Source organism: Bradyrhizobium sp. SZCCHNR1051 (assembly GCF_032489615.1).
Classification (GTDB): domain Bacteria; phylum Pseudomonadota; class Alphaproteobacteria; order Rhizobiales; family Xanthobacteraceae; genus Bradyrhizobium.
This window is the reverse complement of record NZ_JAUEYJ010000002.1, coordinates 54,504-79,289: the sequence shown is the minus strand read 5'-3', so window position 1 is coordinate 79,289 and position 24,786 is coordinate 54,504. Positions and strand designations below refer to the sequence as shown.

Below are 24,786 nucleotides of genomic sequence, written 5' to 3'. Positions count from 1 at the left end.
CTGGAGGAGCCGACCCATGAAAAACCGCACCACCGGACGCTCGGCCTTCCTCGCGCTGCTCAAGGATGAGGGCATCACGCATCTGTTCGGCAATCCCGGTACCACCGAGCTGCCGATCATGCACGCGCTGAAGGACCATCCCGATCTCACCTATGTGATGGCGATGCAGGAGAGCCTGGTGGTGGCGATCGCCGACGGCTTCAGCCGCGCCTCGGGACGCCTCGTCGCCTGCAACGTCCACGTCGCGCCGGGTCTCGGCAACGCCATGGGCGCGCTCTACAATGCGCAGTTCACCGGAACGCCGATGATCCTCACCGCCGGCCAGCAGGAGCAGGGCCACGGCCTGATGGAGCCGCTGCTCTACGGCCCGCTGGTGCGGATGGCCGAGCCGCTGGTGAAATGGGCGGTCGAGGTGACGAGGCTGGAGGACCTGCCGCGCATCATCAGGCGCGCCGCCAAGGTGGCGACCACGCCGCCGACCGGTCCCGTCTTCATCTCGCTGCCCGGCGATATCCTCAATGCCGAAGCCGGCATCGAGCTCGGCCGTTCCACCCGGGTCGATGCGCGCGTGTTGCCGGCCGCGGACGCGTTGCAGGCGCTGGCGCAGCGCATTCTCAGGGCGCAGCGGCCGGTGATCATCACCGGCGACGAGATCGTCAAGAGCGATGCGCTGCGGCAGGCGGCCGAGTTCGCGTCGGCGATCGGCGCTCCCGTGCATCAGCAGTCCGCGCCCTATGGCGCGCATTTCCTGTCCGAGCATCCCTGCTACATCGGCTCATTGTCGCGCGCGCAGCAGCAGGTCCGCGACCTGCTCGCGCCACACGATCTTCTCATCGTGCTCGGCGCCGATCCCTTGCGGATGTCCGTGCATAGCGACATCGAGCCCCTGCCCGAGGGCTTGCCGATCGTGCAGATCGGCCTCGTCGATTGGGAGCTGGGAAAGAATTTCGGTGCCGAGATCGCGCTCAAGTCCGACGTTCGCGAGACGCTGCTTCAGCTCACGCCGCTCTTGCGCGAGCTCGGCGGCGCGGCCCTGCAGGCGCGTGCGCAGGAATGCCTGGCCGAATTGTCCTCGAAGAACTGGAGCGCGCGGCGCCGCAAGCTGGCCGCGCAGATCGAAGCGGCGCGCGAGCGGACGCCGATCGACCCGGACTATCTGGCGCTGCAGGTCGCCGAGGCGATGCCTGAGCACGGCATCCTGGTCGACGAGGGCCTGACCTCGGCGCGCTACATGACGGCGCTGTGGCCCTATCGCGACCGCTACAATTATCACGGCCTCGCCTCCGGCGGCATCGGCTGGGGCCTGCCGGCCTCGGTCGGTGTCAGTCTCGCCAATCCCGATCGTCCGGTCGTGTGCTATTCCGGCGACGGCAGCGCGATGTATTCGATCCAGGCGCTGTGGACCGCAGCGCATCACAAGCTGCCGCTGTCGGTGGTCATCGTCAACAATGGCGGCTATCGCATCATCAAGCAGCGGCTGCTGTCGTTTCACGGCGACGACAACTACATCGGCATGGATTTTGCCGACCCGCCGGTGGATTTTGCAGGGCTGGCACAGTCGCGCGGCTGCGAGGCGATGCGCATCAGTGATCCGCGCGAGCTGAATCCGACCTTGTCGGACGCGTTCCGCAGGCCCGGCGCCAAGCTGATCGAGGTGATGGTCAGCCACGCGGTGAATTGAGAGACTGCGCCTCTGGATTGTCAGTTGACCACTTTCGTCCGGGACGAGGACGGGGCTGGCGTTACACGGGCGGGCGAGGAGTACCGAGCAAGCCGCAGCACGATCCAACCACCGAGTTTGATGGCAGGCTACGCGGTTCCGAAATCCGAGACTTGCTTGATGTCAGCATTGAATTCAAACCCAGCCCCTTCCGCTCGCCGCGCGATCCCGATATGACGCCGCCTTCGTTGTGACTGGAAAAGCGCCATGACCAGGATTGATGCAATTGCCCGTGCCCGTCAGACGCTGACGAGCGGTGACTTCTTGGCCGAGCTCGGCCGCCGGGTCGCCTATCGCACCGAGAGCCTCAATCCCGAGCGCAAGGACGAGCTCGCGGCGTATCTGACCAAAGAGCTGACGCCGTCCTTTGCAGCGCTCGGCTTTTCCTCCGAGATCGTGCCCTCGCCGAGCGGCAAGTCGCCGTTTCTGATCGCGACCTACCACGAGAGCGACAGCGCCCCGACGGTGCTCAGCTATGGCCACGGCGACACCGTCGACGGCATGGCTGGCGAATGGCGCGACGGCCGCGATCCCTGGGCGGTGACGCCGGCGGGCAATCGTCTCTATGGCCGCGGCACCGCCGACAACAAGGGCCAGCACAGCGTCAACATGGCGGCGCTGCGCGCGGTGCGCGAGGCGCGTGGCGGCAAGCTCGGCTTCAATGCCAAGTTCATCATCGAGATGGGCGAGGAGATCGGCTCGCCCGATCTCGCCAAGGTGGCCGATCTGCATCGCGACGCCTTGAAGGCCGACGTCTTCATCGGCTCGGACGGCCCGCGGCTGTCGACCGCGCGCCCCACCATCTTTCTCGGCTGCCGCGGCGGCATCCGGTTGCATCTCGACGTCAAGCTGCGCGAGGGCGGCAATCACTCCGGCAATTGGGGCGGCGTGCTTGCCAATCCGGCGACCATTCTGGCGAACGCGATCGCCACGCTGGTCGACGGCCACGGCCGTATCAAGCTGGAGTCGCTGAAGCCGCCGCGTCTCACCAATGCGATCCGCGCCATCCTCGCCGACGTGAAGGTGGAGCCGACCGCCGACGAGCCGGCGCTGTCGGACAATTGGGGCGAGGAGGGGTTGACGCCCGCGGAGCGGCTCTATGCCTGGAATACGCTCGAGGTGCTCGCGATCTCCTCCGGCAATATCGACAAGCCGGCGAATGCGATCCCCGGCCGCGCCCGCGCCGTGCTGCAGCTGCGTTTCGTCGTCGGCACCAAGGTCGACAGCATCGTAGCCGACGTGAAGAACCATCTCGCCGCGCATGGCTTCCCGATGATCGAAGTCAGCATGGCGCAGAGCTTCATGGCCTCGCGCGCCGACATCGACAGCCCCTGGATCAAATGGGCCGCGGAGTCCGTCAAGATGAGCACCGGCAAAGCGCCCGCCGTGCTGCCGAACTTCGGCGGCTCGCTGCCCAATGACGTGTTTGCCGACGTGCTGAAGATGCCGACCATGTGGGTGCCGCATTCCTATCCGGGCTGCTCGCAGCACGCGCCGGATGAGCACATTCTGCTGGATGTCACGGAGGAGGCGCTCGGCCTGATGGCCGGGCTGTTCTGGGATCTCGGCGAGCTGCAGAAGCCGTTGTGAGGCGAGAAGAGGCATGAGCACACATCTCTTGGCGTTATCGGTGCTCACCTCTCGCTGCCTGAGGCGGGGTGAGCGACGCCCCGGTCGTGTTCAGCGCCTGCGGCCGCCCTTCGAGACGGCCGCCTTCGGCGGGCTCCTCAGGGCGAGGACTGGTGCCTTGGCGAAGTCCGCGGTGACGTTCATGGTGAGGAACGCCGCGCCGGTCAGGAAGATGGAAGGCGGGGTTGCTGCGCGCGGCGCGTCTCGAACCACGAGGCCCGTGTGCCGTGCGGTTGCATTGCCGCGTGCGGGAACCGCCCGAGTGAGACTTTCGTCTGGTCGCGGGGCTCGCGAGCCCCTCGCAGTTTACCATCCCGACGTTCGGCGCTGCCGTTTCAGCCCGAACGTCTTGTCGAAGGGGACGCGGGACAGGCAATTTGTCGCGATCGTCCGAGGACGTCCCGCCGCGGGGCGGTCTATGGTGCCCGCGCTCGTCCGGCCGGAGATCGTCCGGGGGGCGGGGGCCATTTTGAGTTCGCTGTGGTTTATGCAAGCATCCGGCAATCAGCCGGATTGAGGAGATCAGTTATGAAGCAGCTTCGCCTATTCGGTCTTGCCGTCGCCGCCGCGCTCTGCGCCGGCCAGGCGCAGGCCGAGGACCTGACGGGGACCCTGAAGAACATCAAGGAGACCGGCACCATTACGCTCGGCGTCCGCGACTCCTCGATCCCGTTCTCCTATCTCGACGACAATCAGAAGCCGATCGGCTTCGCCATCGACATCTGCATGGGCATCGTCGATGCCGTGAAGAAGGAGCTCAAGCTCGACAAGCTCGATGTGAAGCTCAACCCGGTGACGTCGTCGACCCGCATCCCGCTGCTCGCCAACGGCACCATCGATCTGGAATGCGGCTCGACCACCAACAATGCCGAGCGCCAGAAGCAGATCTCCTTCACCAACACCCACTTCCTGACGGCGAGCCGCTACGTCTCGAAGAAGGCGAGCAAGATCAACTCGATCGACGATCTGAAGGGTAAATCGGTCGTGTCGACCGCCGGCACCACCAACATCAAGCAGTTGACCGAGGCCAATGCCGCGCGCAATCTCGGCATCAACATCATCCCGGCCAAGGATCATGCCGAGGCCTTCCTGATGGTGGAGACCGATCGCGCCGTCGCCTTCGTGATGGACGACATTCTTCTGGCGAGCCTCGTCGCCGGCTCCAAGGATCCGGCCGCCTATGTCGTCTCCAAGGACGCGTTCTCGAAGCCCGAGCCCTACGGCATCATGCTGCGCAAGGACGACCCGCAGTTCAAGAAGGTGGTCGATGCGGCGACCGCCAAGATCTACACCAGCGGCGAGGGCGCCAAGCTGTATGACAAATGGTTCATGCAGAAGATCCCGCCGAAGGGCCTGAACCTCAACACCCCGCTGTCGGCCGAGCTGAAGGCCGAGTTCGCCAAGCCGTCGGATTCGCCGGATCCGGACTCGTACAAGCCGTAAGGTGAGGTCGCAGCTCTCGCGCCGAATTCGATGCGCCCCCCTCCCCCTTGCGGGGAGGGGTCGGGGGTGGGGGTCTCAGGAAAGATTGCCCGTGTGGACCCCCCACCCCGACCCTCCCCCGCAAGGGGGAGGGAGCGCAGCGAGTTTTTGGCAAAGACTGTGTAATGCGACTTGCGAGCTAATTCCCTCTCAGGATGTCCCCGTGAACTACACCTGGAACTGGCACATCTTCCTGGAGCCGAACCCGACCGGGGCCGGCACCTATTTCGACATGCTGCTGGCGGGGCTGAAGGTCACCATCGTGACCTCGCTGTCGGCCTGGGTGATCGCGCTGATCTGCGGCACGATCGTCGGCATCCTGCGCAGCTTGCCGTCCAAGCTGGCGACCTGGATCGCCTTCGCCTATGTCGAGTTCTTCCGCAACATGCCGCTTTTGGTGCAGCTGTTCCTGTGGTTCTTCGTGCTGCCGGAGCTGTTGCCGCCCACGATCGGCCTGTGGCTGAAGCAGATGCCCAATGCGCCATTCTATACGGCGGCCGTCGGCATCGGCCTGTTCATGTCGGCGCGTGTCGCCGTGCAATTGGCGGCCGGCATCGGCTCGCTACCGCGCGGCCAGAAGCTGGCGGCGACCGCGCTCGGCCTCACCACCTTGCAGGCCTACCGTTACGTGCTGCTGCCGATGGCTTTCCGCATCATCCTGCCGCCGCTGACGTCCGAATTTCTCAACACGGTCAAGAACAGCGCCGTCGCAATCACGATCGGTCTGATCGAGCTGACGGGCGCTGCGCGCGCCATGCAGGAATTCTCGTTCCAGGTGTTCGAGGCCTTCAGCGCCGCCACCTTGATGTATCTCGTCATCAACGTCATCGTCGTGATCGGCATGCGGCTCCTGGAGCGCGCAGTGGCGGTCCCTGGCTACATCACGGGCAAATGAGATGCTGGCCAATTTCGATTTCGACGTCATCCGCCGCTCGCTGAGCTATCTTTTCATCGACGGCATGACCTTCACGCTGACCTTGACGGCGCTGTCGGCGACGGGCGGTCTTGTGTTCGGCACCCTGATCGCGCTGATGCGGCTGTCCGGCTATCGGGTGATGGGCTTTATCGCCGGGCTCTATGTCGACTTCATGCGCTCGCTGCCGCTGGTTCTGGTGATCTTCTGGTTCTACTTCCTGGTGCCCTATATCGGGCAGTGGATCACCGGCTCGTCGCGGCCGATCAAGGTCGGCGCGTTCGCGTCCTCCCTGATCACCTTCATCCTGTTCGAGGCGGCCTATTTCTCCGAGATCATGCGCGCCGGCATCCAGTCGATCTCGCGCGGCCAGCCGGCCGCAGCCTCGGCGCTCGGCCTGACCTATGCGCAGACCATGCGCTACGTCGTGCTGCCGCAGGCGTTCCGCAACATGCTGCCGGTGCTGCTGACGCAGACCATCGTGCTGTTCCAGGACACGTCGCTGGTCTACGTGCTCTCGATTCCGGACTTCCTCGGCGCTGCTTCGAAAGTCGCCCAGCGCGACGGCCGTCTGGTCGAGATGTACCTGTTCGCGGCCCTGGTCTACTTCACCATCTCCTGTGTCGCGTCCTACGGCGTCCGCCGCCTGCAGTCGCGCATCTCCATCATCAGATAGTCGGCTCCCATGATCGAAATCAGCCACGTCAACAAATGGTACAGCCCGAGCTTCCAGGTGCTGAAGGACTGCACGACCTCGGTCGCCAAGGGCGAGGTGGTGGTGGTCTGCGGCCCCTCCGGCTCCGGCAAGTCGACCCTGATCAAATGTGTCAACGCGCTGGAGCCGTTCCAGGACGGCGTGATCACGATCGACGGCCTCAAGGTCAATGATTCCAAGACCAACCTGCCGAAGCTGCGCTCGCGGGTCGGCATGGTGTTCCAGCACTTCGAGCTGTTTCCGCATCTCAAGATCATCGACAATCTCTGCCTCGCCCAGCAGAAGGTGCTGGGTCGTGGCCATGAGGAAGCGACCGCGAAGGGCATGAAGCTCCTGGATCGCGTCGGTCTCAAGGAGCAGGCGCAGAAGTTTCCGGCGCAGCTCTCCGGCGGTCAGCAGCAGCGCGTGGCGATCGCACGTGCGCTCGCCATGGACCCGATCGCGATGCTGTTCGACGAGCCGACCTCGGCGCTCGATCCGGAGATGATCAGCGAGGTGCTTGACGTCATGGTCGATCTCGCCCGCGAGGGCATGACCATGATGGTCGTGACCCACGAGATGGGCTTCGCCAGGAAGGTCGCCCACCGCGTCATCTTCATGGACCGCGGCGAGATCGTCGAGGACGCCAAGAAGGAGGATTTCTTCGGCCAGCCGCGCAGCGAGCGGGCGCAGCAGTTCTTGTCGAAGATCCTGTCGCATTAGCACTTACCGTCGTTCCGGGGCGCGCGGAACGCGCGAACCCTGAATCTCGAAGTTGGAGAATATGAATTTGGACCCGATCGCTTACGTCAACGGCGCCTTCGTGCCCCTGTCCGAGGCCAAGGTCTCGGTCCTCGATCGCGGCTTCCTGTTTGCCGACGGCATCTACGAAGTGGCGGCGGTGCTCGATGGCAAGCTGGTCGACAGTGCCCCGCATCTTGCCCGCCTGGAGCGCTCGGTCGGCGAGATCGGGCTGGCGCTGCCGGAGAGCCTGGCGCGGATCGAGGAGCTGCAGAAGGAGCTGGTCGCACGCAACCGGCTCGACCAGGGCATGGTCTATCTGCAGGTGACGCGCGGCGCCGACAAGGGCCGCGACTTCCCGTTTCCCAAGGGAGACGTCAAGCCGACCTTGGTGATGTTCGTCACCGCCAAGGATATCATCAATGCGCCCTCGGCGAAGACGGGAATTGGCGTCATCACCGTGCCCGACATCCGCTGGGCGCGCCGCGACATCAAGAGCGTGGCGCTACTGGCGCAGGTGCTCGCGAAGCAGGCGGCCGCCGCGGCCGGGGCCGGCGAGGCGTGGATGGTCGAGGACGGTCATGTCACCGAGGGCGGCTCGTCCTCGGCCTTCATCCTGACCAAGGACGACGTCATCGTGACGCGGCCGAACTCGAACGCGATCCTGCCGGGCTGCACCCGCAAGGCCGTGGTGAAGCTCGCCGAGGAGCGCCAGCTCAAGGTCGAGGAGCGGCTGTTCACGGTGGAGGAGGCGCTCGCGGCGAAGGAAGCCTTCATCACCAGCGCGAGCTCGTTCGTGCAGCCGGTGGTCACGATCGACGGCAAGCCCGTCGGCGACGGCAAGCCGGGACCGGTGGCGGCGCGGCTGCGCGAGATCTATGTCGATTTTGCGCGCGCCACGGCGGTGTAGTTGGAGGAGACGATAGAGCAGGTGCAGCATCGAAACCCGTTTGAATTGTCCGGCGCTTTGCTATCGTGGCGACGAACGAAACAGAAATCAGGGAGGAGTTTCGATGCGGTATCGCTTGAGTGGGCTCGCGGCCGGACTATTGATTGCGGGCGCAGGCATGACGGGAGCGGCATTGGCCGATGACGGCTGGGTGACCCTGGTCGACTCCACGACCAAGGCCGACTTCACCGAGGTCGGCAAGGCCAATTGGGAGATGAAGGACGGCGCGCTGTCGGCCGACAAGCTCGACGGCAAGGATCCATCGTATCTGGTGACCAAGGTGAGCTACAAGGACTTCCAGATCAAGGCCGAGTTCTGGGTCGATGACGCCGCCAACAGCGGCATCTTCATCCGCTGCGACCAGTCGGCGAAGATCGACTCCAACATCTGCTACGAGGTCAACATCTTCGACAAGCGGCCCGATCCGAAATACGGCACCGGCGCGATCGTCGACGTGTCCAAGGTCGATCCGATGCCGAAGGCCGGCGGCAAGTGGAATACCTACGAGATCACCGCCAAGGGCACGCGGCTGACCGTGATCCTCAACGGCGAGAAGACCGCCGATGTCGACGACAGCAAGCACGCGGCGGGACCGATCGCCCTGCAATACGGCTCGGGCGTCGTGAAGTTCAGGAAGGTGCAGATCAAGCCGCTGTAGCGGCCGTGCATTCCGGGCAGCGGCGCTGGCCGCGGCTGGCGCGGTAGAGGCTCTTGCAGTACCAGCGGCGCGCCATCATCTGCAGGGGATGGCGGGCCAACCGGGCCAGCGTCACCAGTTCGAGCATGGCGGGCATTGCGGACTCCTCTCCTACTTTCCAACTCTTGTGAAATGGGGCGGCACTTCGTTTGCGGAAGTGCCGCCCCAGTCGCATCAGCCATGCAGCTTCTTTGCGGTCTCGGCGATGACGCGGCCCTGATAGCGCGCCCCCGCCAGCTCGTTCGCGCTCGGCTGCCGGCTGCCGTCACCGCCGGTGATGGTGGTGGCGCCATAGGGCGAGCCGCCGGTGACCTCGTCGAGCGTCATCTGGCCGGCGAAGCCGTAGTTGAGGCCGACGATGGTCATGCCGAAGTGCAGCAGGTTGGTGATGAGCGAGAACAGGGTGGTTTCCTGGCCGCCGTGCTGGGTCGCGGTCGAGGTGAAGGCGCCGCCGACCTTGCCGTGGAGCGCGCCCTTGGCCCACAGGCCGCCGGCCTGATCGAGGAAGTTGGCCATCTGCGAGGCCATGCGGCCGAAGCGGGTGCCGGTGCCGACGATGATCGCGTCGTAATCGGCGAGCTCCTCGACCTTGGCGATCGGGGCAGTCTGGTCGAGCTTGTAGTAGGAGGCCTTGGCAACGTCGGCCGGCACCAGCTCGGGCACGCGCTTGACGTCCACGGTGGCGCCGGCCTCGCGGGCGCCTTCGGCCACCGCGTTGGCCATCGCTTCGATGTGGCCGTAGGCGGAGTAGTAGAGAACGAGAACCTTGGTCATGGCAGTCTCCGTGGGGACGAGGATGATCGGGAAGAGCGTCCCGGCCGGATGCCCGGCCGGGATCGCGTGAGACGGTTAGGCGGCGTCGACGAGCACCAGCTCGGAATCTTCGAGCGCGGTGATCTTCAGCGTGGCCTCGTCGCGGATGGCGGCGCCGTCGCGGGCGTTGACTCGGACGCCGTTGACTTCGACGCTGCCGGCCGCGGGCACCAGATAGATGTGCCGGGAATTGTCGGCGCTGTACTCGGCGGTCTCGCCTGCCTTCAGCGTGGTGCCGAGTACGCGCGCCTTGGCGCGGATCGGCAACGCGTCGCCGTCATCTGCGAAGCCGCTCGCCAGCGTGACCAGCTTGCCGGAGCGGTCGGACTTCGGGAACGGCTTGGCGCCCCAGGTCGGCTGGCCGCCATCGGTGGTCGGCTCGATCCAGATCTGGAAGATCCGTGTCGTGGTCGGCTCCAGATTGTACTCGGAGTGGCGGATGCCGCTGCCCGCGCTCATCACCTGGACGTCGCCGGCCTCGGTGCGGCCCTTGTTGCCGAGGCTGTCCTGATGCGTGATCGCGCCTTCGCGGACATAGGTGATGATCTCCATGTTCCGGTGCGGATGTGCAGGGAAGCCGGTGTTCGGCGCGATCTCGTCGTCGTTCCAGACCCGCAGGGCGCCGTGGCCCATGTTGCTGGGGTCGTAATAGTTCGCGAACGAGAAATGGTGCTTGGCCTTCAGCCAACCGTGGTCGGCGCCGCCCAGCGCCGCAAAGGGCTTCAATTCGATCATGGGTCTGCTCCGTTGTTGCACGTCGGCCGCGAGCCGCCGTGCCGTTGGGCACTGGAATAGGCTGACGATCCGAGTATAGAAATAGAAACTATTGAAACCCATTGTTTCCAAAAGTGAGATTGCCGCCGATGGCGCGACTTCCGGATTTCGAGGCGATGGCGATCTTCGCCAAGGTCGTCGAGCTGCGCTCCTTCGCCGGCGCGGCGCAGGAGCTGAGCCTGTCCAAGGCGTCAGTGTCGAAGGCCGTGAGCCGGCTGGAAGAACGCCTGGGCACGCGGCTGTTCAACCGCACCTCGCGCCGTCTGGCGCTGACCGATGCCGGGCAGCGGCTGTCAGAGAGGGCCGCGCAACTGCTCGCCGATGGCGAGGCGGCGGAGACCGAGGCGTTGGCGCAATCGCTGACGCCGCGCGGGCTGGTGCGCTTCGCGGTGCCGATGACCTTCGGTGTGAAGAAGATCGCACCGCTGCTGCCGGTCTTTCTCGAACAATATCCGGAAGTGTCGATCGATCTGCACATGAGCGATGCGACCGTCGATCTCATCGGCGAGGGGTTCGATCTCGCGCTGCGCATCGCGCGGCTGCCGGACTCATCACTGGTGGCGCGCCGCCTCTGCGCGATGCCGCGCTATACGGTGGCGGCGCCGTCCTATCTGAAGCGGCACGGACGGCCGACGCATCCGATGCATCTTGCCGAGCACAAATGCTTCGGCTACGCCTATCTCTCCACCGCCGGCGTCTGGCACTACACCAATGCAGCCGGCGAGCAGGCCAGCGTGCGTCCCGCCGGACAGCTGCGCGTCAACAATGGCGAGGCGGTGCTGCCGGCGGTGCTCGCCGGCCTCGGCATCGCCGACCTGCCGGACTTCATCGTTGGCGACGCGATCGCCTCGGGCGAGGTCGAGGTGATCCTGAAGGGCTGGAGCCAGCCCGAAGGGGCGATGCATCTGGTGATGCCGCCCGGCGGCCCGCGCCCCGCCCGGGTCGAGGTGCTGGCGGAGTTCCTGGTCAAGGAGCTGGCGAAAGGGAAGCGCAAGTGACGTTCGGGGGAGTGGTTTCCATGTGGAAGCAGCTGCCGAGCGCCGTTGCAAGGTGCGCCGTCGCTCTCGGAATCATTGGGTTTTTGCTACCGCTCGGATTGGGGGTGTTTCCGGACGATTGGCTGAATGCGATCGAGCTTCCAAACGCGCTTGGCTCGGCCCGGGTTGCAGCTCCAAATGGACGTGTGTTCGTTGCGAGCGAGCCGTTGGGGAGAGTGCAGCGCTATGGTCCCCAGGGCTTCGAGCGAGGTTTTTACGTCGGTTCGCAAGGCGGCGCCTTCGATATCGGTGTCAGTGACGCGGGAGATGTGCTGATCTGCTCCGTGCGTGCACGTGCGTTGATCGTCTACACACAAGACGGCGTCGAGACCGCCCGGCGTGGACCCTGCACCTTCAACGACGCAAATGGTGGACTCATGCCCGCGTCCCGGAGCTATGAGCGCAACGCTCGAGTGCCGGAAATCGCTTTCGGATGGTTCGGACTGCTGGCGGTGCCGCTCTGGCATCCGTTCGTTGCATGGTTCATGGCGCTCATGGGGGCGCTATTTTTGAAGTCGGGCACCGCTCGCTCGCAACAGAGCGAGCTTTCGTCAGTCGCCAAATGAGCGCACGACGCGATGAAGCTGCCGCGCCTGGTATCATTTCGGTGCGACGACTAAGTCGCGACCTCGCAAACGTCGACCCATTCGGCCGATGTCAGCTCGGCCATGCGGTCCGGCGTGATCTTGACGGCGCTATGGGTCGAGCCTGCCGCCGGCACGACGATGTCGAAGGCTTTCAGCGAGACGTCGCAATAGACCGGCAGCGGCGATTTCAGCCCGAACGGACAGACGCCGCCGACCTCGTGACCGGTGATGTCGGCGACCTCGTCGAGGCCGAGCATCTTCGGCTTGCCGCCGAACTGCGCCTTGACCTTCTTGTTGTCCATCCTTGCGTGGCCCGCGGCGACGATCAGGATGACGCGCTCGCCGACGCGCAGCGACAGCGTCTTGGCGATGCGGGCCGGCTCGACACCATAGGCTTCCGCCGCGAGCGCCACGGTGGCGGAACTCTGGCTGGAGACGAGGACGTCGATATCGGGGGCTTTTTCGGTGAAGAAGGCGCGGACGGAATCAAGGCTCATGTTTGGCGACGATCTCGGGCAGTTCGGATAGCGCAGCAATACGATAGTCCGGCGCCAAACCCAACTCGTCCATCTGGGTGCGCAGCGCCTTGAACAGGGTGAGCGGCGCGACGAGGTCGGTCTTGTTGCAGGCAGCCGCCATGGCGTCCGGGGTGACGCGCTCGATCCAGGCGACGTTCAATCCGAACGCCTTGGCGCCGCAGACGTCCCAGGGGTTGGAGGACACGAACAGCACCTCGTCGGGCGCAAACCCGAGCGTCTCCTCGATCAGCGCGTACGCCTGGGGACTCGGCTTGAAGATCTTCCGGGCATCCACGCTGATGACCGCATCGAGCGGAGCATCGAAGCCGCTGGCCTTGACCAGGCTGTCGAGCATCGCAGGGCTGCCGTTGGAGAGGATCGCGAGCCGATGATCCTTCATCGCGGCGAGCGCAGCCCTCGCATCGGGGTAGGGATCGAGATCGAGATATTTGGCGATGATGCGGTCCAGCGTCGCCGCATCGGCCTGCAGCCCGAGAACGCGCAGCGTGTAGATCAGCGAGTCGCGGGTGACGGCGGTGAAGTCCTCGTAGCGCTGCATCAGCGAGCGCAGCCAGGTGTATTCGAGCTGCTTGATGCGCCAGATCTGCGTGATGATGTCGCCATGGCCGGGAAAGGCCTGCTCGGTCACGGCCGCTACCGACTGGATGTCGTACAGCGTGCCATAGGCATCGAAGACCACGGCTTTGAAGGGCACGGCGCTCACCTGATCGAAAGCATACAGGCGCTAAGGCTGATGGCCACCGCGCCTGCGGATGATAGCATGATGCCCGTGACTTGCGCGGGGCGGCAAGGGCAGGACCGACGAAGTCAGATCCCGAGCAGCTTGCGGGCGTTGGCCTTCAACACCTTCGGCCGGATCTCGTCGCGAATCTCGAGCTTGGCGAAATCGGCGAGCCAGCGGTCCGGCGTGATGACCGGCCAGTCCGAGCCGAACAGCATCTTGTCCTGCAGGATCGAGTTGATGTAGCGCACCAGGATCGGCGGGAAGTACTTTGGCGACCAGCCCGACAGGTCGATATAGACGTTCGGCTTGTGGGTCGCCACCGACAGCGCCTCCTCCTGCCAGGGGAAGGAGGGATGGGCGAGGATGATCTTGAGGTCGGGGAAGTCGGCCGCGACGTCGTCCATGTACATCGGGTTGGAATATTTCAGCCGCATCCCCATGCCGCCCGGCATGCCCGAGCCGACGCCGGTCTGGCCGGTGTGAAACAGTGCGATCGCGCCGCCGTCGTTGATCGCCTCATACAGCGGATAGGCCAGCCGGTCGTTGGCGTAGAAGCCCTGCATCGTCGGGTGGAACTTGAAGCCGCGGACGCCATACTCCTCGATCAGCTTGCGCGCCTCGCGCACGCCGAGCTTGCCCTTGTGCGGATCGATGCTGACGAAGGGGATGAGGACGTCGAGATGGTCTGAGGCGACCTCGAGCATCTCGTAATTGTTGTAGCGCCGAAAGCCGGTCTCGCGCTCGGCGTCGACCGGGAAGATCACCGCGGCGATGTTCTTGGAGCGATAATAGGCGGCCGTCTCCGGCACCGTCGGCGGATGCTTGTGCGGCGACTTGAAGTAGTCGGCCATCTGGGCCTGGAAATCGTCGTAGCCGTCATCCGCATGCATGCCGCAGGGCTCCTCGGCATGGGTATGGATGTCGATGGCGACGACATCGTCGATCTTGGGCAGAGCGAGCTTGGGCATGGGCGTTCCCGGCGGTTGGTTCTTGGCTTTGGAAAATTGATTATAGGATATAACAAATTTGGCAATCGCCAAGTTGGATCGAGGGGCGCGTCGCCGGCCGGTTCTGTTGAAGACGGGGCCCGCCATGATTGACATCCGGCGGGCCGGTGGTTAGAAACCGGCCAATCCGGGCGACTTGGTCGCTTGCGGAACTCCCTTTGTATTTGCCACTTCCGGCCTGTCCAACACGGCCTTTCAACGTATCAGGATGTCCCATGAAGGTCCGTAACTCGCTGAAGTCGCTGCGTGGCCGCCATCGCGCCAACCGTCTGGTCCGCCGCAAGGGCCGCGTCTATGTGATCAACAAGGTCCAGCGCCGCTTCAAGGCGCGCCAGGGCTGATCCCGTAGATCTCCCCTCGAGAAGAGGGGCCTCCTCACAGGTCTTTGAGGCGCGTGCTGCTTTGCAGGACGCGCCGACTGCGTTTAGACTTGGGGCATGGCCAAGCGATCCTTGCGGGCGATTCTTCTCGCCGTTGTCGTCATTTCGGTACCGCATCTTGCCTTTGCGCAGGGGGAGCCGCGGGCCGGCGTCAAGCCAAAGCCGCCCGAGGCTCCGGCCAAGCTGCCGAAGATCGGCGCCGACAAGACCAAGGGCCTCGATTTCCTGTTCGGTGCCCTGAAGGCGGCGCCCGACGAGATCAGCGCCAAGCATGTCGAGGCGCGGATTTGGGCGATCTGGCTGCAGACCCCCAGCGATACCGTCGCCCTGCTGATGTCGCGCTCCAAAGCGGCGATGGACGCGAAGCAGAACGAGGTGGCGCTCAAGCTGCTGGACTCGGTGATTAAGCTTCGTCCGGACTATGTCGAGGCCTGGAACCGTCGCGCGACCATCTATTACCTCCAGAACGATTACGGCCGCTCGCTTGCCGACATCCAGCAGGTCCTGCTGCGTGAGCCGCGCCACTTCGGCGCGCTCGCAGGTCTCGGCATGATCATGCAGGATCTCGGCGAGGAGAAGCGGGCGCTGGACGCGTTCCGCAAGGCGCTCGAGGTCAATCCGCATCTCGACAAGGTGCCGGAGCTGGTGAAAACCCTCACCGAGAAGGTCGAGGGGCGCGACATCTAGCCGTAACGGCCGATTAACCACGTCTGGGCGGCCGTCCTTGTCGGACCGGCCGCGCGAACCTAGCTGCCTCTCAACGATGGAGCTCGGCAGGAGAGACGCGATGCGGCGGGCGGTGCTGACGGCAGCGCTGGTGATGACGACGATGTCGGCCGCCTGGGCCGAGGATCCGGATCTGTTCTGGGTGGTCGGCAACCGCGCCACCAATCGCTGCGAGATCGTGACCAGCAACCCGGTCGTCACGATCATGGGCGACATCTGGTTCGCGTCCGGCCCCTTCAAATCGAAGGATGACGCCAAGCTCGCGAGATCCACGATCAACGCGTGCCCGAACAAGGACATGACGCAGGAGGACTGATCGGCTCGCCCGCGAGCGGGCTGGCGGCTCAGTGGAACGCGGTGCTGCGGCGGTCCGGCAGGCCGTACTGGGCGGCCGCGGCATAGAGTTGTGCGATCTCGGCCTCGAGATGCTCGTTGACCAGCAGCAGCGCCTTCAGCGCGCCGCGAAGGTCGCCGTTGCAGCTCGCGACGATCTCGTCGATGGCTGCCTCGCTTGAACGAAAGCTCATCGGTAACCCCCTCCCAAAACACCAAACTAAACGCAGGGCCGGTCATCGTGCTTCGACTGCGCAATGACCCGACCGCAAGTAATTCACGGCCATCGGCTGATTGCGAGGAAATGTCCTGACCATGGTTATAAAATGGCCGACGACGCCATCATGACAGGATTCGCGGGCGAAATGACGGGAGACGGCGGCCGCAGCCGCAACCTGCTGCGATCTGACCCGTATCTGTCCAGGTGACAGGCAGAAAATCATCAATGATTTCAATACTCGTAGTGGGGGCCCTGGGGCTGCTGGCGCTGCTGACCCAGGCCGGCGTCGTGCTGATGGAAAGACGCTATCCGGCCCAGGGAGAGGCGGTCGAGGTCGATGGAGCGACCATCAATCTTGTGGATATCGGGCCGCGTGACGGGGAGCGGCCGCCGCTTCTGCTTGTCCACGGCGCCAGCTCGAACCTCGAGGCGATGCGCAGGCCGCTGGGCGACCTGCTCGCCCGGCGTCATCGGGTGCTCCTGGTCGACCGTCCCGGCCACGGCTGGAGCCCGCGCGATCGCGCCGAGGATTCGACGCCCGCGGTTCAGGCCCGCATGCTGGACGAGGCGCTGGCCCGGCTCGGCATCGGCCCGGTGATCCTGGTGGTCCATTCCTGGAGCGGTGCGCTCGGCCTGCGCATGGCGCTCGACTTCCCTGACCGGGTCGCGGGCCTCGTCATGCTGGCGCCGGTCGCCTATCCCTGGCGGGGCGGGGTCGGGCAGTACAATGCGGCCGTCACGACGCCGGTGGTCGGGCCCTTGCTGGCGCATACGATCACGCTGCCGCTCGGCCTGGCGCTGATGGCGCCTGGTGCCCGCGGGGTGTTCGCGCCGCAGGAGATGCCGGACGATTTCGTCGACCAGACCGCGACGCCGCTGTTGCTGCGGCCGCGCGAATTCCTGGCCAATGCGCGCGACCTCGTCACCCTGAAGCAGGCGGTGATCGAGCAGGCGCCGCGCTATGGCGAGATCAAGGTGCCGGTCACGATCCTGGCCGGCGATGCCGACAGGACGGTCTATACCGAGATCCATTCCCGGCCGCTCGCGCGGGTCTTGCCCCAGGCGCGCCTGATCGTCGTGCCCGACCTCGGGCACATGGTCCAGAATGCGGTGCCGGAGCTCGTGGTGGGCGAGGTCGATCGGATGGTCAGCGCGCTCACAGCCGTCGAAGCGGCGCCCTGATGATGGAAAGGCCCCGGCGTCTGCCGGGGCCTCCAGGTCTCGAGCGGAGGGCCGCGGCCGACCGCTTACTGCTTCTGCTTGCCGTCCTTGTCGAACGACGCGACATAGGCCCAGAGATTGTTGATCTCGGTCTCGTTCTTGATGCCCGCGAAGGTCATCTTGGTGCCGGGGATCTTGGCCTTCGGGTCCTTGATGTATTCCTTGAAGACCGCCTCGTTCCAGGTGATGCCCGAGTTCTTGTTGGCTTCCGAATAATTGTAGTCCGGCGCGCTGCCCGACTTGCGTCCATCGAGGCCGTTGAGTTCCGGACCGACCTTGTTCTTCGCGCCTTCGCCGATCGCGTGGCAGGGCAGGCACTTGTTGAAGGACGTCTTGCCGGCGGCCGCATCCTGCGCCAGCGCGGCAGACGCCAGCGACGACGAGGCGAGGATGACGAGCGCGCTCAAAGTCATTTTCTTCATGGATCAGGCTCTGTGGGTTACGAGACGAGTTTGCGCGCAGGTTGTGGCATGGCCTCAAGCGACGCACAAGCGGGGAAGCGCTGAGGCAAATCAGCATAATGGCGGAGTTTGTTGCTCTGCCGCAAACTCCGATGCTGATCCGCTGCCTATCCAAACCGTTTCCGTTGTGATTGATATGCCAGGGCAAATCGAGGGCCGGAGGAACGCGATGGCGATCATGATGCCGGAAGCTGATCGGGCGGTGCTGGCGCGCCGCGACGAGATCGTTGCTGCACTGCGCGCAATCGTGCCGGGCGAAGGCGTCATCGACAGCGCCGCCGAGATGCTCCCTTACGAGTCCGATGGGTTGATGGCCTACCGCCAGCCGCCGATGGTCGTGGTGCTGCCGGAGACCACTGCGCAGGTGTCGAAGGTCCTGAAATATTGCCACGAGCAGGGCATCAAGGTGGTTCCGCGGGGCTCGGGGACGTCGCTGTCCGGCGGCGCGCTGCCGCTGGCCGATGGCGTGCTGCTCGGGCTCGGCAAGTTCAAGCGCATCCGCGACATCGACTTCGACAACCGCGTCGTCGTCACCGAGCCCGGCGTGACCAATCTCGCCATCAGCCAGGCGGTTGCGCATGCCGGCTTCTACTATGCACCCGATCCGTCCTCGCAGATCGCCTGCTCGATCGGCGGCAATGTCGCGGAGAATTCCGGCGGCGTGCACTGCCTGAAATACGGCATGACCACCAACAACGTGCTCGGCTGCGAGATCGTGCTGATGACCGGCGAGGTGCTGCGCATCGGCGGCAAATGCGCCGAGAACGCCGGCTACGACCTGATGGGGCTGATCACCGGCTCCGAGGGCCTGCTCGGCGTGGTCACCGAGGTGACGGTGCGCATCCTGCAGAAGCCGGAGACGGCGCGCGCGCTGATGGTCGGGTTCGCCGAGGTCGAGGCCGCCGGCGAATGCGTCGCCCGCATCATCGGCGCCGGCATCATTCCCGGCGGCATGGAGATGATGGACAAGCCGGCGATCCACGCCGCCGAGGCCTTCGTCCATGCCGGCTATCCGCTCGACGTCGAGGCGCTCCTGATCATCGAGCTCGACGGTCCCGGCGTCGAGGTCGACGAGCTGATCGGCCGTGTCGAAACGATTGCCAACGCCTGCGGCTCGACCACCTGCCGGATCTCGACCTCCGAGGCCGAGCGCAACCTGTTCTGGGCCGGCCGCAAGGCGGCATTCCCCGCCGTCGGGCGCATCTCGCCGGACTATCTCTGCATGGACGGCACCATCCCGCGCGGCGCGCTGCCGAAGGCGCTCGCGCGCATCCGCGAGCTGTCGGAAAAATACCAGCTCGGCTGCGCCAACGTGTTCCATGCCGGCGACGGCAACCTTCATCCGCTGATCCTGTACGACGCCAACAAGCCGGGCGAGATGGAGCGGGCGGAGGCGTTCGGCGCCGACATCCTGCGCTGCTGCGTCGAGCTCGGCGGTGTCCTGACCGGCGAGCATGGTGTGGGAATCGAGAAGCGCGACCTGATGCCGGAGATGTTTTCCGAGATCGACCTCAACCAGCAGCAGCGCGTCAAATGCGCCTTCGACAGCCAGGGCCTGCTCAATCCCGGCAAGGTGTTCCCGACCTTGCATCGCTGCGCCGAGCTTGGGCGCATGCATGTCCATGGCGGCAAGCTGGCGTTTCCGGATCTGCCGCGGTTCTGAAAAGCGCGCGTGAGAGCAGGGCAGCATCGTTTGGTGTCTGCTCGATCTCACGTCCCGCAAATGCTGGAGACCCTCATGGTGAGGAGGCGCGATAGCGCCGTCTCGAACCATGAGGCCGCAGTCGGGCCTCGCCCTTCGAGACGCCCGCCTGCGGCGGGCTCCTCAGGGTGAGGAGCGGAAGTCGTGCCCAGAACACGTACCGTGTAGATCGATCGAGCACTCTCGCTCTCTCCATGACCACGCTGCTGACGGTCCATGTGCCGCGCCGCTCTCGGAGCTGAACCCTCATGGTGAGGAGGCGCGCAGCGCCGTCTCGAACCATGAGGCCCGTCCAGCCATGCCGACGGCGTGAGGTCCATATCCCAGACAATATCGGACATGACTTCGCATCCCCGCGGCGCATGACGCCCGGATCGTGCGATCGTCCGCCCTCCAAAACAAACGAGAGGGCGCAGGGAATGCCGGGTGAAGGCCTCACCCATGGCCCGCCTGCGAAAAAAATGCAGGCGGCAGGTACCACAGGTTCAGCCGATCAACCGGCATTCCCTGCGCGGCGGTCTTAACGCTTATACGTGATCTCCTCGGGGGCCGGCTTGATTGTCCCCGTCGCCTGCGCGCCCCGCAAAGGGCATCGCCCGCTTGGCCTCAGCACCGGGAGGCCAGGACCACACGATTTCACGTCCGCATCGACGTCGTTCGTCGGCATGATCAGATCACGCTGCGACCCGACACGGCCACCGCATCCCCGCCTCGCATATCGTGACGACCGCGCGTACGCCCCTCTCGGTGAGGCGGGATGGGCGAAGTATGACATAATTTCTGTAAAAGCGAAAGAAAAAAGTTCGACTGGTTGGAAGAATCGCGTCGCCACCCTTTAAGTTGGCCCAATCAGTACTCCCTACGCAATGCGTTATACGTCGTGGCCGGCCGCATTGTGCTGCGAGAGACCCATCATAAGATTTATGATGTGACTATCTCTAAGGTTGTCTGACCGTGATTCGAGCTTCGGCTTGAAATCGTTGTGGTTGTTGGTTCATATCGAGGTCCCCCGCTCTTTTTCTTGTGCTCCCAAAATGGCTTTCGTTGAACTCAATCGTTCCTTCGTTCCTCTTAGCAAGGATAGCGAACCGAGTTTGGACATCGGCCCTGTTTGGGGGCGGAAGGTGGGCGGCTGGCTTGATTGGAAAGATCTACGCGAGCACCGCCGCGTGGTGCTTTTGGCTGAGGCATCAAGTGGAAAGTCCGAGGAGTTCAAACATCAAGTCGAGCGATTGACCGAGGAAGGCAAAGCAGCGTTCTACCTGCCAATCGAAGAACTTGCCGACCAGGGGTTCGAATCCGCACTCGATGCGAATGCAGCCAGACAATTCGAACGCTGGTCAAACAGTACAGATGAGGCTTGGTTCTTCTTTGATTCTATTGACGAGGCGCGCCTGAACAGGAAAAACTTCGCAGGCGCTCTAAAGCGATTTGCGCGCGAAGTGGGTGCGGGTGTTGAACGCGCTAGAGTGTTAATCTCCTGTCGCGTGACCGACTGGAAAGGTCTCGAAGACCGCGAAACCATCGGCCAGTGGCTCCCGGCTTTTGAAACTGCAAATTCCCTGACCGAGGGTGATGAAAGCGCGCTTCTCGATCCGCTATTCGACAAAAAGCAAACATCGACCCGGAAAAAAGGAGCCGAGAAGACACCAAATGAATTGCTCGTCGTTCAACTGGTCCCGCTTTCGGCTGAACAATATCGCGCCCTCGCTAAGAAAGCCGGAGCCACCAATCTTGACGCGTTCATCGCCGGGATAGACCGCAATGGGCTCGAAGCTTTCGCGGAACGACCGGGCGATCTTCTCGACCTCGCGGAATACTGGAAGACACATAAGCAGTTCGGTTCCTTCGCCGAAATGGCGGAGCACGGGATTACCCGCAAACTGCGAGAACGCGACACGCACCGGGCCGACAACGAAACCTTGTCACTTGCGAAGAGCCGAGAGGGAGCAGCACGTCTCGCAGCAGCTTTGACATTCGGTAAATCCTTCACGCTGCGAGCGCCGAATCACGATCCTGATCCGAGCTTGGCCATCGGAGCGCTGGATGCTTTGCTGATCTTGAACGATTGGAACGAAGCACAATGCAATGCGATCCTTCGCCGAGGGGTGTTTGCGCCAGCCACCTATGGCCGAATTCGCTTTCACCATCGCTCCACCCAAGAATATCTTACGGCAAAATGGCTGGACCGCCTCATCTCCGCAAAATGCCCGATATCTGAGATATGGCAGATCCTCTTCGTGGATCGATATGGGGTCGAGACTGTCGTTCCGTCGCTACGTCCAGCAGCAGCGTGGCTTTCACTTTGGCACCCGAGTATTCGCGACGAAATTATTCGACGTGAACCGCTGGTACTTCTGCGGCACGGCGACCCCGGCTCGTTATCCCTCGATGCTCGCAAGCGAATTTTGACGGTCTACGCTGCGAAGCATAAAGCAGCGGAGATCGCGGACGACAGTTTGGATTGGCGTGCCTTATGGTCGTTCTCTCATCAAGATCTCGCAGATACCGTTGCAGCCGTTTGGAAGGCAAATGACCGGGTAGAGTTTCGCTTTGACATGCTGCGTCTCATTCGCGACGGAAGCATAAGGGGCTGCGCCAATATTTCCCGTGTGGTGGCGCTTGATAACACTGCTCCCGATTATCATCGGATCGTCGCTCTTCAGGCTCTTGAAGCATGTGGGGAGCAAGAAGCGCTCGCTACAGCCAGTCGCGAACTGATGAAGTCGTGTGCGAATGCCAGCGCAACTCTCGCCTCGGCATTCGCTCAAGTTCTCTATCCGCGCAATTTGAGCTTAGAGGATCTGCTACGGCTTATCGACTTATCAAAGCCCGCTGGCCGTTCCACAGCTGACGGATTCGCGCACAACGTCCAGCAACTCTACAACGCTGCGCCCAACAAGGCGGAACGCTCTGCACTTGCTTTCGGGTTAGGCGAGCTTTGTCTCCAGCCTCCATTCGCTGACTCCCATTGTCGCATCTCAAAGCGTCACTACGAGCTTGCGAGGCATTTGGACGTGCTAGCCGCACGTGAAATCGCAATCCTAGGCGATACCGCTCCGCCGCCTGGCCTAGTTAAACTACTGATGGCTGTTGAGCGATGTGATTCCCGCTCACATATAGGCGACGACGATGCGCCGAACCTTCGCGAACTCGTGCAAAAGCGTTCGAAGCTAAATCTTACGCTCTTCTGTTCCGATCTAGAGGAACAGCGTGCGAATTCGCGGATCGAGCGTAAACCGCTTAGATACTGGCAAGTCGGTCTCGGGTTAGGGCAGATTCTATGGGAGTTTACCCAAGTTGATCTTCCCGCCCTCTATTCCGAATTGTCGACCCGATTTATGGAGGACGACAAGCGCGTCATTTTCAGTGCAATTATCCATGTCCTCACAAGAGGGGCAAAGCTGCAGTCCGAAGCCGAAAATCTCCGCAATATCGTCGCAGCATCATCAGTCCTTTTGGAAGATTTAGAAGGTTATTTGAACCCACCCGCTGAAGATCCGGAAGAAGTTAGCTGGAAACGTGAGGCCAAAGCGCGGCAAAGGAAATGTGACCGGCAGACCGCTGAGGATAAGGCCTCTTGGGTGAGGTTCAAAGATCAGCTTCGAGACAATCCGAGCCTGCTTTCCGATCCCAAGAACCTTACATCATGGCAGGCCGGGATTCATCGTTTATGGGACCTTACGCGGTGGCTACAGGCGCGGACCCAAGGTGCTGAGCCAGCGGCTGGACGTCAGTGGCGTCTTCTCAAAGAGGGATTTGGGCGGGAAGTCGCTCAAGCTTATCGAGACGGAATGAAGATGGCTTGGCGGAACATCAGTCCGGAGCGTCCGAAACGCACACCTGATAGTGGCATAACGACGAAATATATTACTGTGTTGGCGTTCACTGGTGTCGGCATCGAGGCTGCGGAAGACGTAGAATGGGTCAATCGCCTGACCGATGACGAAGCCCTGCGCGCCGCAAGGCACGGATGCGAGTCCGGCCAAGGGTATCCCGATTGGATTGACGCTTTGGCGATGGCTCATCCGAATATAGTCTTGCCGGTTTTGGAGCAGGAAATCGCCTTGGAGTGGTCGGCTGCGGCTAATGGGGGCACCGATTTTCTTTCGAGATACGGAGCTCCGGCAACATCCTTACAACAGCCGATACAAGGGATGCTCCTCGATCAGTTTTTAAAGACGGAAGCTCCTAGTATTGAAGCACTTGCGCAATCCAGTCGCATTGTGCGCAATTTTCAGTTTGTCGAAGCCGACAAACAGCGAATCCTGCGTGTTGCGCGACGTAGGTTTACGCGTCATGTTGCGGCGTGCGCGAACGACTTTGCCTTAAATTATCTTGCCCTGCTTTTATTGGTAGATCCCGACAGCGGAGCAAACGATCTTGTCGCGTGGCTTGATAGTCCGGCGCCCAACGATCGTCGGGCTCGTGCCGAGTATACGCTTGGAAAGCTGTTCGATAGGCACGACTCACTTGTTGGCGGTGCGCTTTCAAGGGCTTCGGTTGCCACGCTCGAAAAGCTTTTGCGGGCGGCGTATTCGCATATCCGAGCGGAACATGACGTTGTACACGAAGGCTCTTATTCTCCCAATGCGAGAGACCATGCACAAAGCGCGCGGAATACGATTTTGTCGGCTTTGTTGGATCGCCCAGGCGCTGATGCCTATCGCGCGATGTTACGGATAGCTCAGGACCCTAATTTCGCAATCAGATCGGAAAGGTTTCGTGAACTAGCTCGCGGTAAGGCCGAGCGTGATGCTGAACACCCAGCATGGACTGCTACCGAAGTTGTGGCGTTTGGAGACAAGCGCATCGCACCCGTAAAGACCGGAGATGATTTACTTAGATTAGTCCTAGGTGTCCTACGCGACATTGTCCTGAAATTTTCAAAGGGCGATTCAACGTCGCGCCAATTGTTAGAGCGAGCAAAAGACGAGGAAGAGGTTCAGCAATGGCTCACCGAGCAACTGCAATTGCGATCTCTGGGGCGATACCATGCCTATCGCGAAGCTGAAGTCGCTAAGCGCGACAGGCCTGATATCATTGTTGCCTCTACGACCTCTCAATGTGAGGTCGCGATCGAAGTCAAGCATGGAGGAAAGCTCTGGACAGCCAGTCAACTCGAAGATGCGCTCCGAACTCAGCTTGCAGTGGATTACCTCAAGCCTGAGACCCGCCGTCACGGCGTTCTTGTCGTCACGCATCACCGGGATCGCAAGTGGCTCGATCCAGCGACGCGCAAACCGCTTACGTTCGAAGCGCTTATCGATTGGCTTTCGGGAATAGCTAGCACTTTGGTTGAGATTGACGGCAATGCTGTTGAAGTTCGATGTGTCGGCATCAATGCGTGGTGCGGGGTGCCGTTGCTCGCCAAAAAAGAGGATAGCCCCAAAAAATTTGCGAAGAAGCAAGCTGGAGCGTGACGAAGATAGTGAAA

The 24,786-nt window shown here is 62.9% G+C and carries 24 protein-coding genes; 16 read left to right on the top strand and 8 right to left on the bottom strand.

Annotated features, from left to right (window positions below; genetic code table 11):
- Positions 1–16 precede the first annotated feature (16 nt).
- The 8 genes from QW868_RS02355 (at position 17) to QW868_RS02320 (ending at position 8,786) form a co-directional block, all read left to right on the top strand.
- Entirely contained in the window at positions 17–1,681 is a 1,665-nt protein-coding gene (locus QW868_RS02355) for a thiamine pyrophosphate-binding protein (protein WP_316229833.1), read from the top strand.
- 246 nt (positions 1,682–1,927) lie between these two features.
- Entirely contained in the window at positions 1,928–3,310 is a 1,383-nt protein-coding gene (locus QW868_RS02350; protein ID WP_315796013.1) for a M20 family metallopeptidase, read from the top strand.
- A 567-nt stretch (positions 3,311–3,877) separates the two neighbouring features.
- Complete coding sequence (locus QW868_RS02345) at positions 3,878–4,792, top strand: amino acid ABC transporter substrate-binding protein (protein ID WP_316229832.1); 915 nt, start codon at positions 3,878–3,880, stop codon at positions 4,790–4,792.
- 202 nt (positions 4,793–4,994) lie between these two features.
- On the top strand, positions 4,995–5,726 hold the full coding sequence (locus QW868_RS02340; protein ID WP_315736524.1) for an amino acid ABC transporter permease: 732 nt from the start codon (positions 4,995–4,997) through the stop codon (positions 5,724–5,726).
- Position 5,727: 1 nt separating this feature from the next.
- Positions 5,728–6,420, top strand: coding sequence for an amino acid ABC transporter permease (locus QW868_RS02335; RefSeq protein ID WP_315736525.1), 693 nt, complete (start codon positions 5,728–5,730; stop codon positions 6,418–6,420).
- Positions 6,421–6,429: 9 nt separating this feature from the next.
- Complete coding sequence (locus QW868_RS02330) at positions 6,430–7,161, top strand: amino acid ABC transporter ATP-binding protein (protein WP_315736526.1); 732 nt, start codon at positions 6,430–6,432, stop codon at positions 7,159–7,161.
- A gap of 67 nt (positions 7,162–7,228) precedes the next feature.
- Positions 7,229–8,089: a D-amino-acid transaminase gene (locus QW868_RS02325; protein WP_315736527.1), complete on the top strand. Its 861-nt coding sequence runs from the start codon at positions 7,229–7,231 to the stop codon at positions 8,087–8,089.
- Between the two features lie 103 nt (positions 8,090–8,192).
- Positions 8,193–8,786: a DUF1080 domain-containing protein gene (locus QW868_RS02320; RefSeq protein WP_315736528.1), complete on the top strand. Its 594-nt coding sequence runs from the start codon at positions 8,193–8,195 to the stop codon at positions 8,784–8,786.
- On the opposite strand, the gene QW868_RS02315 is transcribed toward QW868_RS02320, so the two are convergent.
- The 3 genes from QW868_RS02315 to QW868_RS02305 all read right to left on the bottom strand — a co-directional run bounded on the left by QW868_RS02315 (position 8,773) and on the right by QW868_RS02305 (position 10,373).
- Positions 8,773–8,922, bottom strand: coding sequence for a hypothetical protein (locus QW868_RS02315; RefSeq protein WP_315736529.1), 150 nt, complete (start codon positions 8,920–8,922; stop codon positions 8,773–8,775). The two genes, QW868_RS02320 and QW868_RS02315, sit on opposite strands and share 14 nt — an antisense overlap.
- 77 nt (positions 8,923–8,999) lie before the next feature.
- On the bottom strand, positions 9,000–9,599 hold the full coding sequence (gene wrbA, locus QW868_RS02310) for an NAD(P)H:quinone oxidoreductase (RefSeq protein ID WP_316229831.1): 600 nt from the start codon (positions 9,597–9,599) through the stop codon (positions 9,000–9,002).
- A gap of 75 nt (positions 9,600–9,674) precedes the next feature.
- Complete coding sequence (locus tag QW868_RS02305; RefSeq protein WP_316229830.1) at positions 9,675–10,373, bottom strand: pirin family protein; 699 nt, start codon at positions 10,371–10,373, stop codon at positions 9,675–9,677.
- 128 nt (positions 10,374–10,501) lie between these two features.
- Between QW868_RS02305 and QW868_RS02300 the strand changes: the two genes are divergently transcribed.
- Both QW868_RS02300 and QW868_RS02295 read left to right on the top strand, forming a co-directional pair.
- Positions 10,502–11,410, top strand: coding sequence for a LysR family transcriptional regulator (locus tag QW868_RS02300; RefSeq protein WP_315754622.1), 909 nt, complete (start codon positions 10,502–10,504; stop codon positions 11,408–11,410).
- Positions 11,411–11,430: 20 nt separating this feature from the next.
- The gene (locus QW868_RS02295; protein WP_316229829.1) at positions 11,431–12,015 is read left to right on the top strand and encodes a hypothetical protein; all 585 of its coding nucleotides are present in this window, start codon (positions 11,431–11,433) and stop codon (positions 12,013–12,015) included.
- Between the two features lie 50 nt (positions 12,016–12,065).
- Here the strand turns inward: QW868_RS02295 and QW868_RS02290 are convergent, their stop codons facing one another.
- The 3 genes from QW868_RS02290 to QW868_RS02280 form a co-directional block, all read right to left on the bottom strand.
- Entirely contained in the window at positions 12,066–12,533 is a 468-nt protein-coding gene (locus QW868_RS02290) for a YbaK/EbsC family protein (RefSeq protein WP_315736534.1), read from the bottom strand.
- Positions 12,523–13,269 carry a haloacid dehalogenase type II gene (locus tag QW868_RS02285; RefSeq protein ID WP_316229828.1) on the bottom strand — a complete coding sequence of 249 codons (747 nt, stop codon included), beginning with the start codon at positions 13,267–13,269 and terminating at the stop codon, positions 12,523–12,525. The genes QW868_RS02290 and QW868_RS02285 overlap by 11 nt, the downstream gene beginning before the upstream one ends.
- 113 nt (positions 13,270–13,382) lie before the next feature.
- On the bottom strand, positions 13,383–14,267 hold the full coding sequence (locus QW868_RS02280) for an amidohydrolase family protein (RefSeq protein WP_315754629.1): 885 nt from the start codon (positions 14,265–14,267) through the stop codon (positions 13,383–13,385).
- Positions 14,268–14,521: 254 nt separating this feature from the next.
- Here QW868_RS02280 and ykgO point away from each other — a divergent pair, with 254 nt between their 5' ends.
- From ykgO to QW868_RS02265, 3 genes are all read left to right on the top strand, one after another.
- Positions 14,522–14,647, top strand: coding sequence for a type B 50S ribosomal protein L36 (gene ykgO, locus QW868_RS02275; RefSeq protein ID WP_006611362.1), 126 nt, complete (start codon positions 14,522–14,524; stop codon positions 14,645–14,647).
- A 96-nt stretch (positions 14,648–14,743) separates the two neighbouring features.
- Positions 14,744–15,373 carry a tetratricopeptide repeat protein gene (locus QW868_RS02270; protein WP_315736537.1) on the top strand — a complete coding sequence of 210 codons (630 nt, stop codon included), beginning with the start codon at positions 14,744–14,746 and terminating at the stop codon, positions 15,371–15,373.
- Between the two features lie 100 nt (positions 15,374–15,473).
- On the top strand, positions 15,474–15,728 hold the full coding sequence (locus tag QW868_RS02265; RefSeq protein ID WP_315736538.1) for a hypothetical protein: 255 nt from the start codon (positions 15,474–15,476) through the stop codon (positions 15,726–15,728).
- A 28-nt stretch (positions 15,729–15,756) separates the two neighbouring features.
- Here QW868_RS02265 and QW868_RS02260 read toward each other — a convergent pair whose 3' ends face one another.
- The gene (locus QW868_RS02260) at positions 15,757–15,939 is read right to left on the bottom strand and encodes a hypothetical protein (RefSeq protein ID WP_231319498.1); all 183 of its coding nucleotides are present in this window, start codon (positions 15,937–15,939) and stop codon (positions 15,757–15,759) included.
- A gap of 251 nt (positions 15,940–16,190) precedes the next feature.
- On the opposite strand from QW868_RS02260, the gene QW868_RS02255 reads away from it, so the two are divergent.
- On the top strand, positions 16,191–17,147 hold the full coding sequence (locus QW868_RS02255; RefSeq protein ID WP_315736539.1) for an alpha/beta hydrolase: 957 nt from the start codon (positions 16,191–16,193) through the stop codon (positions 17,145–17,147).
- 65 nt (positions 17,148–17,212) lie between these two features.
- Here QW868_RS02255 and cycA read toward each other — a convergent pair whose 3' ends face one another.
- The gene (cycA, locus tag QW868_RS02250; protein ID WP_315736540.1) at positions 17,213–17,608 is read right to left on the bottom strand and encodes a cytochrome c-550 CycA; all 396 of its coding nucleotides are present in this window, start codon (positions 17,606–17,608) and stop codon (positions 17,213–17,215) included.
- Positions 17,609–17,816: 208 nt separating this feature from the next.
- Between cycA and QW868_RS02245 the strand changes: the two genes are divergently transcribed.
- Both QW868_RS02245 and QW868_RS02240 read left to right on the top strand, forming a co-directional pair.
- Positions 17,817–19,310, top strand: a complete 1,494-nt coding sequence (locus QW868_RS02245; protein WP_316229827.1) for an FAD-linked oxidase C-terminal domain-containing protein — start codon at positions 17,817–17,819, stop codon at positions 19,308–19,310.
- A 1,073-nt stretch (positions 19,311–20,383) separates the two neighbouring features.
- Positions 20,384–24,772: a hypothetical protein gene (locus QW868_RS02240; RefSeq protein WP_316229826.1), complete on the top strand. Its 4,389-nt coding sequence runs from the start codon at positions 20,384–20,386 to the stop codon at positions 24,770–24,772.
- Positions 24,773–24,786 lie beyond the last annotated feature (14 nt).

Coding starts and splice junctions, on each gene's coding strand:
- QW868_RS02345 (WP_316229832.1), top strand. CDS start 3,878: ATGAAGCAGCTTCGCCTATTCGGTCTTGCCGTCGCCGCCGCGCTCTGC.
- ykgO (WP_006611362.1), top strand. CDS start 14,522: ATGAAGGTCCGTAACTCGCTGAAGTCGCTGCGTGGCCGCCATCGCGCC.
- QW868_RS02255 (WP_315736539.1), top strand. CDS start 16,191: ATGATTTCAATACTCGTAGTGGGGGCCCTGGGGCTGCTGGCGCTGCTG.
- QW868_RS02295 (WP_316229829.1), top strand. CDS start 11,431: ATGTGGAAGCAGCTGCCGAGCGCCGTTGCAAGGTGCGCCGTCGCTCTC.
- QW868_RS02240 (WP_316229826.1), top strand. CDS start 20,384: ATGGCTTTCGTTGAACTCAATCGTTCCTTCGTTCCTCTTAGCAAGGAT.
- QW868_RS02245 (WP_316229827.1), top strand. CDS start 17,817: ATGGCGATCATGATGCCGGAAGCTGATCGGGCGGTGCTGGCGCGCCGC.
- QW868_RS02350 (WP_315796013.1), top strand. CDS start 1,928: ATGACCAGGATTGATGCAATTGCCCGTGCCCGTCAGACGCTGACGAGC.
- QW868_RS02315 (WP_315736529.1), bottom strand. CDS start 8,922: ATGCCCGCCATGCTCGAACTGGTGACGCTGGCCCGGTTGGCCCGCCAT.
- QW868_RS02270 (WP_315736537.1), top strand. CDS start 14,744: ATGGCCAAGCGATCCTTGCGGGCGATTCTTCTCGCCGTTGTCGTCATT.
- QW868_RS02320 (WP_315736528.1), top strand. CDS start 8,193: ATGCGGTATCGCTTGAGTGGGCTCGCGGCCGGACTATTGATTGCGGGC.
- QW868_RS02290 (WP_315736534.1), bottom strand. CDS start 12,533: ATGAGCCTTGATTCCGTCCGCGCCTTCTTCACCGAAAAAGCCCCCGAT.
- QW868_RS02305 (WP_316229830.1), bottom strand. CDS start 10,373: ATGATCGAATTGAAGCCCTTTGCGGCGCTGGGCGGCGCCGACCACGGT.
- wrbA (WP_316229831.1), bottom strand. CDS start 9,599: ATGACCAAGGTTCTCGTTCTCTACTACTCCGCCTACGGCCACATCGAA.
- QW868_RS02260 (WP_231319498.1), bottom strand. CDS start 15,939: ATGAGCTTTCGTTCAAGCGAGGCAGCCATCGACGAGATCGTCGCGAGC.
- QW868_RS02330 (WP_315736526.1), top strand. CDS start 6,430: ATGATCGAAATCAGCCACGTCAACAAATGGTACAGCCCGAGCTTCCAG.
- QW868_RS02265 (WP_315736538.1), top strand. CDS start 15,474: ATGCGGCGGGCGGTGCTGACGGCAGCGCTGGTGATGACGACGATGTCG.
- cycA (WP_315736540.1), bottom strand. CDS start 17,608: ATGAAGAAAATGACTTTGAGCGCGCTCGTCATCCTCGCCTCGTCGTCG.
- QW868_RS02355 (WP_316229833.1), top strand. CDS start 17: ATGAAAAACCGCACCACCGGACGCTCGGCCTTCCTCGCGCTGCTCAAG.
- QW868_RS02300 (WP_315754622.1), top strand. CDS start 10,502: ATGGCGCGACTTCCGGATTTCGAGGCGATGGCGATCTTCGCCAAGGTC.
- QW868_RS02280 (WP_315754629.1), bottom strand. CDS start 14,267: ATGCCCAAGCTCGCTCTGCCCAAGATCGACGATGTCGTCGCCATCGAC.
- QW868_RS02335 (WP_315736525.1), top strand. CDS start 5,728: ATGCTGGCCAATTTCGATTTCGACGTCATCCGCCGCTCGCTGAGCTAT.